The sequence below is a fragment of the Bartonella sp. AA126HLJHH genome (genome assembly GCF_042197425.1).
Classification (GTDB): Bacteria; Pseudomonadota; Alphaproteobacteria; order Rhizobiales; family Rhizobiaceae; genus Bartonella.
Genome location: NZ_JBHIRU010000014.1, coordinates 44,847 through 55,942, shown reverse-complemented (window position 1 = coordinate 55,942; position 11,096 = coordinate 44,847). Strand labels below are relative to the sequence as shown.

The 11,096-nt window shown below is 46.1% G+C and carries 15 protein-coding genes; 1 reads left to right on the top strand and 14 read right to left on the bottom strand.

Annotated features, from left to right (window positions below; all coding sequences use genetic code 11):
• The 12 genes from ACFIQC_RS07495 to ACFIQC_RS07440 form a co-directional block, all read right to left on the bottom strand.
• Nucleotides 1-692: DUF4815 domain-containing protein (locus tag ACFIQC_RS07495; protein ID WP_375706962.1), on the bottom strand; the 692-nt coding region annotated here is incomplete at its 3' end.
• 1 nt (nt 693) lies between these two features.
• Nucleotides 694-1,800 (bottom strand): phage tail protein, encoded by a 1,107-nt coding sequence (locus ACFIQC_RS07490; RefSeq protein ID WP_375706961.1) that lies wholly within the window; start codon nt 1,798-1,800, stop codon nt 694-696.
• The gene (locus tag ACFIQC_RS07485) at nt 1,800-2,681 is read right to left on the bottom strand and encodes a baseplate J/gp47 family protein (RefSeq protein ID WP_375638668.1); all 882 of its coding nucleotides are present in this window, start codon (nt 2,679-2,681) and stop codon (nt 1,800-1,802) included. Before ACFIQC_RS07485 ends, ACFIQC_RS07490 begins: the two co-directional genes overlap by 1 nt.
• On the bottom strand, nt 2,674-3,054 hold the full coding sequence (locus tag ACFIQC_RS07480) for a GPW/gp25 family protein (protein WP_375633729.1): 381 nt from the start codon (nt 3,052-3,054) through the stop codon (nt 2,674-2,676). Before ACFIQC_RS07480 ends, ACFIQC_RS07485 begins: the two co-directional genes overlap by 8 nt.
• 3 nt (nt 3,055-3,057) lie before the next feature.
• A complete protein-coding gene (locus ACFIQC_RS07475; protein WP_375681057.1) occupies nt 3,058-3,258 on the bottom strand; it encodes a hypothetical protein in 201 nt (66 codons plus the stop codon).
• Between the two features lie 12 nt (nt 3,259-3,270).
• Nucleotides 3,271-3,864, bottom strand: a complete 594-nt coding sequence (locus ACFIQC_RS07470) for a baseplate assembly protein (RefSeq protein WP_375682931.1) — start codon at nt 3,862-3,864, stop codon at nt 3,271-3,273.
• Entirely contained in the window at nt 3,861-4,382 is a 522-nt protein-coding gene (locus ACFIQC_RS07465; protein ID WP_375662569.1) for a hypothetical protein, read from the bottom strand. Before ACFIQC_RS07465 ends, ACFIQC_RS07470 begins: the two co-directional genes overlap by 4 nt.
• On the bottom strand, nt 4,379-4,873 hold the full coding sequence (locus ACFIQC_RS07460) for a phage virion morphogenesis protein (RefSeq protein ID WP_375633726.1): 495 nt from the start codon (nt 4,871-4,873) through the stop codon (nt 4,379-4,381). The genes ACFIQC_RS07465 and ACFIQC_RS07460 overlap by 4 nt, the downstream gene beginning before the upstream one ends.
• Before the next feature lies 1 nt (nt 4,874).
• Nucleotides 4,875-5,297, bottom strand: coding sequence for a gp436 family protein (locus tag ACFIQC_RS07455; RefSeq protein ID WP_375612327.1), 423 nt, complete (start codon nt 5,295-5,297; stop codon nt 4,875-4,877).
• Between the two features lie 15 nt (nt 5,298-5,312).
• Nucleotides 5,313-6,278: a capsid protein gene (locus tag ACFIQC_RS07450; protein ID WP_375633725.1), complete on the bottom strand. Its 966-nt coding sequence runs from the start codon at nt 6,276-6,278 to the stop codon at nt 5,313-5,315.
• 12 nt (nt 6,279-6,290) lie between these two features.
• Nucleotides 6,291-6,632 (bottom strand): hypothetical protein, encoded by a 342-nt coding sequence (locus ACFIQC_RS07445; protein ID WP_375693678.1) that lies wholly within the window; start codon nt 6,630-6,632, stop codon nt 6,291-6,293.
• A complete protein-coding gene (locus ACFIQC_RS07440) occupies nt 6,629-7,627 on the bottom strand; it encodes a phage protease (protein ID WP_375693679.1) in 999 nt (332 codons plus the stop codon). Before ACFIQC_RS07440 ends, ACFIQC_RS07445 begins: the two co-directional genes overlap by 4 nt.
• 202 nt (nt 7,628-7,829) lie before the next feature.
• Here ACFIQC_RS07440 and ACFIQC_RS07435 point away from each other — a divergent pair, with 202 nt between their 5' ends.
• A complete protein-coding gene (locus ACFIQC_RS07435) occupies nt 7,830-8,147 on the top strand; it encodes a hypothetical protein (RefSeq protein ID WP_375706960.1) in 318 nt (105 codons plus the stop codon).
• A gap of 165 nt (nt 8,148-8,312) precedes the next feature.
• Here the strand turns inward: ACFIQC_RS07435 and ACFIQC_RS07430 are convergent, their stop codons facing one another.
• Nucleotides 8,313-9,518 (bottom strand): phage minor head protein, encoded by a 1,206-nt coding sequence (locus ACFIQC_RS07430; protein WP_375629070.1) that lies wholly within the window; start codon nt 9,516-9,518, stop codon nt 8,313-8,315.
• Entirely contained in the window at nt 9,511-11,091 is a 1,581-nt protein-coding gene (locus ACFIQC_RS07425; protein ID WP_375629072.1) for a DUF935 domain-containing protein, read from the bottom strand. The genes ACFIQC_RS07430 and ACFIQC_RS07425 overlap by 8 nt, the downstream gene beginning before the upstream one ends.
• Between the last annotated feature and the right edge of the window lie 5 nt (nt 11,092-11,096).

Below are 11,096 nucleotides of genomic sequence, written 5' to 3'. Positions count from 1 at the left end.
TTGCGTTTAAAGCCATTGATATTGGCTTCTCCTTCTTGAATACTAAACACTTGGCAACCGTTATTGGCTCCCAATGCACTTACACGGCAGCCACTCACGATATAATGCCCATGGGCGCGGTCGTACGTCGCAATAGCTTGCATGGCGGGTTCAAGCAATGAGGGGGATTTTTGATCAATCAGAACACCATCTTGTAAGATATAAACCGGAAAGAAAGCCCCTTGCTGCGCATCCTCTTTTAGTGCCCAAACAAGCTTTGCTGTTTCGCGTGCCGCTCCAGGCTCTCCTTCTGCTAAGGTGCCAGGGACTTGCCCCAAGAGCTCTGGATCATCTTCGTGTGTTATCCATTTTTTTTGCAGCTTCACACCAATTTCCAAGCGCCCAATCATAGCAACATTGTTGAGTACAGCGGGTGCAACGGGGAAAATATCGCCTGCGATATAAATCTTGCCATCCGTTAAAGTGACGGTCCTTGTCTCTTTGTTGACAAAAGCATCAGCCCGTTCAACGCGGTCTCCTTCTTGTGCCACAAGGCGCCCCAATCGGTCATGCCGTCCCCTTATAATGGTTTGAACTTCATTCAGTTCACCACTTTGAATAAAGGGACGCGTGCCATAAAAGACAACACTTTGTTGTTCCTCTTTGCCGCGAGATCTGTCAATTGCAAAGGGTAAACCACTTTCATGCTTCATATTAAAACCTCAATAAAATCTTGAATTGTTCGCGAACATCGGCACGCAAAGGAATATTGATAGGCGTTTTGAGTATCTCTACACCGCCATTTAGCTCATCAGCCCCTAACCAAAGTTTGCCAAGAGGGGTTTGTTGTGCAAGACAGCCATGAACGAGAAGGGAAACAGCGGCGGCTTGTTTGTCCTCAACATCTTCAAAATCTGTGCGGGCTGCAAGAAACAACAGAGTGCCTGTTGTAGAAGGGTTAAATCTGTTGCCACAATGGTTGTAAACACCCTCTAAAACCTGCTCTACAGGCTGGACAATGTTGCATCGGCGATACCCAATCAGAGTATTGTTTTCGTCTCTTAAAGCCAAATAAAGGGGACGATTTTGGAACCACTCTGCCATGAGTATATCGCGTTCATGTTTTTTGACCGAACACCACGGAAAATTTGCCATGTCCCATGGATAATCGATTTGTTCCCAGCTTAACTCTTCATCCCCATCATCTATCCAATTACCAATAAGCCTGCCTTCTTCTCTTGTGAGCGTGTGATTGATCTCTGTTGTGCGCCCAAAGGAAAACAAAGTGCCCCCAGCTGTTAAGCGAACACCGCTTTCATACTCCAACATGCTGTCATCAAGGCGTGACATATTGCATTCAACAGCTTGCACATTATAACCATAGGTCCCACGGCGAAAATCAGAGCGCAAACTTTTGGAAAGATCTGTGATTGCTTCAATGGCTTCAAGGCTTTTGCGTTCAGGCAACTGATCAAAATCAAGTTGAAAGGAATTCCACCATGCTCGCCCCGTCCAGGCGGGTTGAAAGCGTGCCGAAATCCCTAGCCATTCAAGCCCTATCTCTATTGCCGCAAGGGAGCCGCGAATATTTTGCCATGCAAGACCCTGATCAATTAAATCATAAAGGTTAGAGAAATAAGGGGTTAATTCTTGTAAGCCATATTCGTCTATTAAAAAGGGCAACCAAGAAGGCGGACGCGTGATAAATTTCGCGCGAGGTATTTCTTCGAGTGCCATTTTAACGTGAGGGTCAAGAGCCATTGCTTCTGCAAAACAACGTTCAAACAAGCTCGAATTTGGGGGCAAAAGTGAGGAAAGCATCAATAAGCACGCCCCCGTTCAGACAAGACAATATCCCCTAGTGCGACGGCTTCATCCGGTGCGACCAAAATATCCTCACAAGGTTGCGTTATGTTCACATGGTGAACGCCCTCAACCATCAAGCGGCTTAGTATCCAACTTAAAGACAAATCACGCCCAAGCCTCCATGCACGCGCCCATTCTGCTCTTAAATTCTGCTCCGCTCTTTCCAAAACAAAGGAGCCTTCATCCGGTAACAACCAAAAATCAGCAGAAACATTGATCATCCGCTGTACCGCGCTTTTCACAAGGATGTGGTCATTGGTCATTTTAACATGGGGGGCATCAAGGGCGGCTTGCACCTTGGCAATTAAAGCTTCATCTGCCACCCCTGATGGGCTATCACTAAAAAGAGCCACATGAATAATCGGGCTTTTACCCTCACGATAAACAAAAGCATCTTTGACATGGATATCGCTTGAGAGGGCAAAATATTGATAACGTGGCGCTGTGCCCCCTGTGGAATGTCCTTGTCTATTCAAGCGAATGCGGCGGCGAAACCGCTCATCATCTTCATCCAAAAGGCGCGTGACCCCATGAAAATCCCCCAAATGATCTAAACTTGTTCCACGCGCAAATGTGAGTAAATTATCCCGCGCCACTTCATTAATTCGCTGGCGCAATAGAAACTCTTCATAAGCCGCCGCTTGCAATTGAATGACCACGGGATCATAAGCCGTCTTTTCCACATTATAAGGAATATGATGCGCTGCAAAAAGCTCAGTCAAACGCGTGATCTTTTGCTCTAAAATTGCTTCAACAGAAAGCTCTTCAATAATTTGTGGCAGAGGGAGTTGTGGAGGGGGAATCTGTGAAAAGGATAAAGGTTCAAACTCAGTCATCACCAACCTCTAAATTGATGCTCATTGGCTCTTTGTGTGACCAATCCCCCAAATGCCCATTGGGATAAAAAACACCCGTTAAAACAAAATGGAATGTGCCTTCACGCGTTGCTTTTGTCAGATCAATCCTCTGCAACGAGAACCCAGGCTCTCCACACTCTGGATCATCGAGTGCTTCAACAATTGCTTGATAAAGCTGCATCATCGTCGCAGGATCAGCATTGGCATCTTGGAATGCTCCAACATCACATCCATAATGACGACGCAAAACCCGTGTCCCAATTCTTGTCGTCAGACATTTACGAAGTGACTGTTGACAATGCGCAAAGCCATATAAAAGAGAGCCATCCTTTTCGCTCATCCCGCACCGCATGGCTTATGCCCCTTTGCTTGTCTTTGTGGTAGAGACCGTTGGGGCCGCAGCAACAACAGGGACTGGTTTTTCAGCGATCTGACCAAGCAGCAACGGATATTTAGCCGCTTCCTCACTTAAACAAATTTCCTCACCCTTGCCCGGTGAACGCTTGCCTGCAACAAAATCGGCATTGGTTAAAATAACATAAGTGTTCTCACGCATGATAAAACTCCTTTAAAGAGGGGAAGAGGTTGTGGAGGGACCCATTTTGACCCCACCGTGTTTGTGGCTTGCGCCAACAGATTTTTGATTATGCTGTAAATCTTCTGCTTGAATATGCACACTGCCCGTTAATTCAACACGGGTTGATTGATGAGAAAGCACCAAACCTTTTTCACTCAAATGAATTTGATTTTCCCCATGGGAGAGAATAAGTTCATCTTTTGTCATCCGCAAAGCGCCACCGGCATAACAGAGCGCCAACTCTTGCGGCGAGCGTGCGGGATTAGGCGCATCCTCACTATAGCTATCGCGCACCACCAGAGAGGCAGAGCCAATTTCGCCATGGGGATTTAACAACCGCACCGGATCACCAACATGGAGGGGCATATTGCTTGAGAGAGCGCCAGAAGCTTCTTGCGCTTGCAACCAAGGCGATAAAACCGCTTGTCCATTGGAACCCTGTTCGGAAAGTTTCACCCGCACCCTATGGCCATCAACTTGCACAACCCGCCCGATCATGTGCTGGTTGGCAAGACAGCGTTCAAGCGCATCAAGACGCTTCATGATTTGTCGAAAGGTATCACTTAAGAGATGTGCATCATTCATGCCCCCACCTCATTGTCCCATGAAATCAAACCACTTTTGAGTTGTCCCTCATCACAAAAAATATCCTGTCCCAACTGATGCAAATCTTGGTGCCATTCCACCACGCTTATCGATACACCACGCTGCTTAATCGCCGCAGAGATAATCGGTTCAATTTGCACCTCACGCGGGGCACTCAAATGCGTTAGTCCCCACAATTGCCCGCTATGACAAAGCACCGCAATGGCTTCTGCTAAAAGCCAACTGGAAACATCACGCTCTTTACCTGTGGTAATAATAAAAGCCCCTAAATGAAGATCAGCACTCATCTGTCCACTTGCTACAGGATTCAAACGGCTTTCTAACACCGCAACCCGTATTGCTGGAGCCACCAGCATCTGTGTTTCAAGCTCTTCTAAGTTAAAACGTCCAAATTGACAGCCGCAATCACGCACATCCGGTAAAGCGCCTTTAAGGCTTCTTATCACCGCTTCACGAAACTGATTAATGCGCCCAGCATTTTTAATCGTTTGACTCATGCAAAGACCCTTTCCAGCCAGTCTTCTGTCGCTTTGACAATTTCCACTTTATTGTGCTCTGAAAGCCCCAAATAAGGGCGTGCGGGCATGGTCACTTGATGCACACAAACAAAGCGGTGTGCATTGCCGCTTTTAAGAAAAAAGCGCAGTGTCTTGCCATTTTTCGGGTGAATAACCCCACCTAATTGATGAATCCGCGCATAAACCAACCCAGAGCCCACAATCACCTGTTCTGGTGAAGCTTTCATATCAATGGAGCGTGAAAGCGCCCCACTGGCATAAAGAATGGAGGTGCGGGCATGATTGTTTTTCCACTTCTCTCCTTGAGCAGACATTTTTTCACTTTGAATCCGCCGCCTTGTGCTTTCTTGAATGAGACGCCCAACCCCTTGTGCCAAAGTCCCCATCGAGCGATCAGCTCCCTTTTGCAAAAAGGATAAAGCCGCTTCAAGCCCTGTCTCTTTAATCTCAATATGGGTTGCAACAGACATATTATCTTCCCATCAAACGCGGCTTGGCATGGAAGAAAGCCCCATCACGCACGGGACCATCTTCGCTCATAATTTTAGGTTCATCTATGCCTAAACCCGCTTTGCCTTCGGCAATACGTTTCAGCAAATCAACCGCCTGTTTGTAACGATCTTCAATAGTCGTGGTCAGTGCCGTATGGCGTATGGCTAAATTATAAACAGCAATATTGACACAGATCATACCCAGAGCCGCTGGCTGTCCAGCAATGGGGATTGAGTAGCGATGAGACAAATGCACATCAATCTCACCACTTGCCTGTTCGAGCGCGCGGGCAATGGCTTGCTCTGAAAAAACTGGATCAGAGTTCTCATCCATCCCACACAAATCATCCAAGAAGTCATCACCCCAGAGCTCTTCAATCAATGTTTTGCTTGCATAAGCCATGTTTAAAAGTTTCCCTTAGACAACTTCTTGCAACAAAACACCGGCATCTTTTGCGGCAACCAATTCACACACACGTTCCCCCACACGCACCCGTTTGCCGCCTGATAAGCCGATATCTGGATCTTGGATCACTCCAGACAAACGTTCGCCCAACTGGGCGCTAAAACCCCAACTGATCACCGAACCATCTGCCTGTTGTTTGGTAGGGTCAATATAAAGCAGTGCAATCTTATTGCCCCACACGCGTGCCAATTGTGCCGAACGCCCTTTACGTGCCAAATTCACTTGCGATTCACCAATGAGTAAACGATCGGGGTGTATTTCCATCAGATCAGCAAATTGCGCCTTGGTGACAAAACCATCAGCAGTGCCACCCCCTTTAACAGCTTTGATGATTTTGGGATGACGTTTGAGTTTTGACCAAACAACTTTGCCCATAACAATGGTGTTGGGCGTATAGACGAGACTTTTATCCATGGCCTCATCTAAAACAGCATAAGGATCAGATTTCTCATAATCGCTAAATTTATTCTCACCTTTAAGTGTTATCACCCGCTCTGGTGCATAATTTTCACTTCTTTGCACAAGCGCTGCAACACGCACTTCACGCCCCAATTCTAGCAAATTGGCAAGTCCCTCTACAGCTGTCTTTTCGGGGTTATAACGAGAGCGCTTTTCTGCTCGTGCGCGTGCCGCTGCTTCAATATCTGAATTGGGGATAAGATCATCAAGTCCGTAATCTTTGACACTGGCTTCCCGTTCAAAGGCAGAAAATTCCACCACATTCGGGCGCCCTTTCCGCCCTATCTCAAGCTCAGGCACGGTAAAATTTTCCGCTAAGGGAAATTCACTATATTTAAACACCTCACTTAAAACACAAACGCGTGGCAAAACTCTATCGCCAATAAGAGAACCTGCTGGATTGCGATAACCAATAGCAATAGCGGTGAGTGTTGGATCAATGGGAAAAGGTCTGTTCATTTTATGCCTCGATTAATTAATTTTAAAAGAAATAACATCACCAGCAGAACCATCACTCATGGCAATACCAATGGTGCGATCTGCTGCTTCTGCCCTTATGGCGTGCCCCTTTGGGTCAGAGGTCAAAAAATCACCAAAGGAAACATTGCCTCCACAAACCACTTCGCCCCAACCACATTGGCCAACATCAATCATCTCACCAGCCTTGGCACTCAATGACCCAGCAGTCCCTAATAATTTATCACCCTTACCAGAAGCCGTTGCCACCATTCCATCACCGCGCGCTGCAATAATGCAATAAGGTGAAATCACATCTATGGCGCGAAAAGATTTAATTAAAATCATCGTACTCATGATTGGCGCTCCTTTTGTTCGCAAATATAATCAACTGCTTGGCTAATGGTGATGTCGAAACCTTTTTGCTTCTGCTCTTCCTTATAATGGCGTGCCGCAACAGCAACCTCTTCTGGCGCAAGCTTTGGTTCTTGCGCTAAAGCACACACTTCTAAAGGGCTTGTTGAGGCAAGCGCCGGCAACTTCTCGACCAAACTTTTAAAATGTTCCACACCCCCTTCAAGGCTACAGAGTGCACGATATTCCTCGCGAGCAGCCGGCAAAATCTTGCCCTCTTCAATGGCCTTGTCTAAAAGGCTCTCAATAGCTGTATTTTTCTGCTCTTCTTGCAAAAGCGCTAAATCTTCTTGCATCTTTGTTAATTGGGAATTTAATTCCGCGCGTTCTTTTTCGCGCGCTTTAAGCGTTGCTAAAATCTCATCCGCTTTAGCATCTTCTGCCAGTGATAGTGCACTGGCAATGGCTGTCAAATCCATCATTTTCTCCGTCAAAGTTATAGGGGAAGGCTGTTCACGGCTTAAAGCCGTCATGACAAGGGCTGGACGGTTCACCAAACCAGCACCGGCTAAATTTAAAATTTCACCTTTCTTGGAATGGCGAAACTCAGGTGAAAGATAGCGATATTCTTGGGAAACAATCTTTTTAGCGGCCATATCGGTCCATTTAACACGCCCCCAAATCGCACCATCCCGCTCTGCTAATTCTTCAATCCAGCCACTTGCAGGTGCTTCTAGACCATTTCTCGCACGGTGATGTTGCCCATGCTCATAATCAATCACAAGCGGTCCTTTATTGGCTGCAAAGGCTTTTAAAATAGTTTGCGGGTTATAATGCCATTGTCGTCCATCACGTGCCTTCACATGGGGCGCTTTGGGCAACAACTCTACCCATTCAGGCGCTTGGCTAACGGTAGCGTCTTGGCAAAGATCTATTAACGCAGCATGAAATGTTTCTGCATCCCCATCTTTTTGATCTTCGTGAAATTCCTGTTCCATACATTGCCTATTGCTTTACAATTGTCATTGGCAATACAATGCATGAAACTTACTCCCACTATAAGTCTGACACTGTCAGTCAAAAGAGCATTTCTCAAAAAGCACTCTTTTCCCTATTATTCTCCTTGTGAGAGAAACCCCCGTGCCAAACCATCCCATAAAATCGTTTTCAAAGGCACTTCAAAGGCGATAGAGCGCCGTCGTGAAGTTAGAGGTACAATTTATCGTCTTATACAAAAAAAGCCCCTCTCAAGCCGTTTTTTTAAAGATTGCTTTTTGGCTTAAAAACATTATATCATTGGAGGTAAGGCGTGAGCCAGTTTTGCCAGGACGGTTTTACCGGATCTGCGAGGAGTTGACCGCCCTCCACGCCTTCTCTTTTCACAAACACCAACAGAGCTTTACGGTGTTTTCTTTACAACAACCGTTCATCCTTCTTTTCCCTTTTAAAGAAAACACCCCCAAACACTCTTATAAAATTGTTTTCAAAGACACTGGCGACAGAGCACCATTTTTTTAAAGATTGCTTTTAAACTTTTAAACTGTTACATTATCCGCGAGGCGTGAGCCAGTTATACCAGGACGGTTTTACCGGATCTGCGAGGAGTTGACCGCCCTCCACGCCTTCTCATTTTCCTCGCCTCTTTTCCATTAAGAACAAAAGACTTTCTTCCTGTTGTTTTCTTTACAACAACCTCTCGCCCTTTTTTTCAGCCGCATCCAATAAGCGTCCAATTTCTCTAGAGCTTTTTTTATGCATGGAGGTCAACCACCATTCTTGTTTGCTTGCCACGAATTTAACTGCTAAGCGCCACCATACCCCATCATTTTCACCCAAAAACACAACGCTCGGTACACCTTTTCGCCTGATAATGCCATGGGGGCGGATGAGCGTTTGAATGGCGCCCCGAAAATCATCCAAGCGAAGATCACGCGCTTGATGCTCTAACAAAATATGTTTCACACTGTCTGCGGATAAGCGAATAAGAGAATTTTCCGCTGCAAAAACATCACGCACCTTTTGGATCATTGGGGCAATGGGAATAAATCCACGCGGCATATGTCCTTCAAACATGGCTTCCAAAAGTGGTGAACCCACAATATCTTCAATGGCAATGCGTTTGTCATTGTCCCCCATCACAGAGACTTTATCACTCAAAAAATTGCTTAAGTTTTGCGCGCGATGTTTCCCAGGGTTCAAATGCCAACCAGGATCAATCCCCTTTGGTATCTTCTCAATTTTCCCCGTTCGCTTATTGTGCCAAACCTGCTTTTCAACATGAAGTGGCTCTGCCCCCTCTTCATAGCCTAAATCTTCTGCTTCATAACGGCTTACCTGTCGCACACTGCATTTACACCGCCAACCATTGGGCGGATAAAGCCAATCCCAAACCGGATCATCAACAGGTGCGGTAAACCCCACCCAACTTTCATGTTCTAAACGCTTATGTTCTGAACTTGACAAAGCATAGGTGAGATAGGGCAAAAATTCTTTATTATTTTGTGTGCGCTCCCACTCACCTGCCGCATGCGCACTCATGGTATTGGCCCAATAGACCGTTTCTAAACGCCGTGGGCTGCCCAATTGTACCACGCTCTTTTCACCAGTTTTGGGGTCAATGCTGGTCTTTTTACCCCACCAACCCTTTTCCTGTAAAATCGGCATCAAATTTTTTTGAAAATCTTGAAAAGGAACTTGATGCTTTATGGCTTCTCCAACCGCTCGCTTAAAATCCTCCAAAATATCATAGCCTAGCGATTTTGCCACCGTAAAGGAAAAGGCATGTTCTTCTGGTGCTATATCACGCCAATCAAAGCTTGGAACAAGTGCCTTGGCTTCAAAATAACGGGTGACCTCTTTAGGGGCGGTTTTAAAAAGTTCCTCATCCATGATACCCAAGCCCACGTGCAATCATTTGTACTTTTGCCAAGCGCGCTGCTAATGCGTGATGATCCATCTCACCTAGCAATTCATCTAAGCCTTTAAGGATATCCTCATAACTTTTTGCTTCTCTCACAAGCTTTTTAAAAGGCTCTAAAAGGGGTTCTAAGTCCTCTTCCCAGTCGCTTAAAGCTTCTTGTGAAAGTCGGTCCAATTCGTCGTGATGTTTTCCACCCTGCTCTTTTGCACCCTTGTCCTCTCTTGTCACAGAAACATCAAAAACACCTCCACAATCAGCACAAACATGAGCCTTTTCTCCCCTCTCATCATCAAGCGCATTATCAGGAGCCTTTAAAACATCCTCTTCCTTTTTTGGTTGCGAAAAACCAATCTTATTGCGCACTTCTTGCGCCCCAACACGCAAACCCAAGGGCACAAGTTTTTCCAGTGCATCACTAATCGCTTTAATATCTTCATTTTCCGAAATCGGCCAATAGACAAGGGGGGCGCGCTCTTGGCGTCCAAAATTAATCTCAACAAAAGGCACAATCAAATCACGATTAGCCGTTAAAGCTAATTGGCGTGCATCAGCTCTGGCAATATCATGGCGCACATTTTCATGAATGCGCGCTTGCGAAAAGGACGAACCATCATCCGTCGTCATGGTTTGCCCCAACACACCTTTAGAAATTTGTCGATCTAAATATTCCGCCTTAGAAGCAAACACCGCATTGCCACTGCCCCCTGCCGCTTCAATAAATTCAATCTCCATCTCTTTGGGAATAATCGCTGCCGCATCACTGGATAAATCACGCACTGCTTGAATGAGAACCCGTCGCTCCTCATGAGAAGAGCTTGCCCCATATTTACCCACACGCAAAGGCATGCCATAAACTTCTAAAAATGCCATCCAATCTTTTAAGGTATAAGATTTAAACAAAAAAGCCCAAGCTGCAAGCCGCGCAAGCCCAGAACGAATAGGCAAACCGCTTTTTAACTTGGGTCTGTGAATAGAAAATTTATAAGCAGGCAATTCACTTCCATTAAAAGACCCCTCTTCTTTTAAACGCAAATGAAAACCATCCCGCCGATCCAATTGAAAAAACCGCTGGTCACGCCATTTCCAAGCAACCGGCCACCATTCCTTGGCACTCTTGTCCCACAAGGTTTCTACAACCGCATAACCTTTCCCCAAAGCATCCAATAAATCCGTCACATAATCATCAACAAAGGTAGGCGCACTAATCACTTCCCGCACCGCATCTGCTATCTTTTTGTCCTGTGCACTATTGCTTGCGGCAATCACTCCAGGCTCCACCCCTGTGAGAGCATTTTTACGCATGCCAAGCACAGCACGATAATGCAAATCACGCTCTTCCATATCATCGGCAAGTTGGAAAAACTGCTCTGGATGACCCTCTGCTGCCTGTTGTAAAATATCAGCAAGTTGCGCAGGGGTCAGACCACTGACAATGGTTTGTGACCACACATCACGAACACCGCCAACGGTAGGGCTTGCAACTTCTCGCTCCAACCCTTTGATATTAAGCGCCCTGCCCCACTGATCTAAAAGTTTTACCATCTCAT

Coding starts and splice junctions, on each gene's coding strand:
- ACFIQC_RS07475 (WP_375681057.1), bottom strand. CDS start 3,258: ATGCGTGAGAACACTTATGTTATTTTAACCAATGCCGATTTTGTTGCA.
- ACFIQC_RS07490 (WP_375706961.1), bottom strand. CDS start 1,800: ATGCTTTCCTCACTTTTGCCCCCAAATTCGAGCTTGTTTGAACGTTGT.
- ACFIQC_RS07485 (WP_375638668.1), bottom strand. CDS start 2,681: ATGACTGAGTTTGAACCTTTATCCTTTTCACAGATTCCCCCTCCACAA.
- ACFIQC_RS07480 (WP_375633729.1), bottom strand. CDS start 3,054: ATGCGGTGCGGGATGAGCGAAAAGGATGGCTCTCTTTTATATGGCTTT.
- ACFIQC_RS07430 (WP_375629070.1), bottom strand. CDS start 9,518: ATGGATGAGGAACTTTTTAAAACCGCCCCTAAAGAGGTCACCCGTTAT.
- ACFIQC_RS07460 (WP_375633726.1), bottom strand. CDS start 4,873: ATGTCTGTTGCAACCCATATTGAGATTAAAGAGACAGGGCTTGAAGCG.
- ACFIQC_RS07445 (WP_375693678.1), bottom strand. CDS start 6,632: ATGAGTACGATGATTTTAATTAAATCTTTTCGCGCCATAGATGTGATT.
- ACFIQC_RS07465 (WP_375662569.1), bottom strand. CDS start 4,382: ATGAGTCAAACGATTAAAAATGCTGGGCGCATTAATCAGTTTCGTGAA.
- ACFIQC_RS07450 (WP_375633725.1), bottom strand. CDS start 6,278: ATGAACAGACCTTTTCCCATTGATCCAACACTCACCGCTATTGCTATT.
- ACFIQC_RS07425 (WP_375629072.1), bottom strand. CDS start 11,091: ATGGTAAAACTTTTAGATCAGTGGGGCAGGGCGCTTAATATCAAAGGG.
- ACFIQC_RS07440 (WP_375693679.1), bottom strand. CDS start 7,627: ATGGAACAGGAATTTCACGAAGATCAAAAAGATGGGGATGCAGAAACA.
- ACFIQC_RS07470 (WP_375682931.1), bottom strand. CDS start 3,864: ATGAATGATGCACATCTCTTAAGTGATACCTTTCGACAAATCATGAAG.
- ACFIQC_RS07455 (WP_375612327.1), bottom strand. CDS start 5,297: ATGGCTTATGCAAGCAAAACATTGATTGAAGAGCTCTGGGGTGATGAC.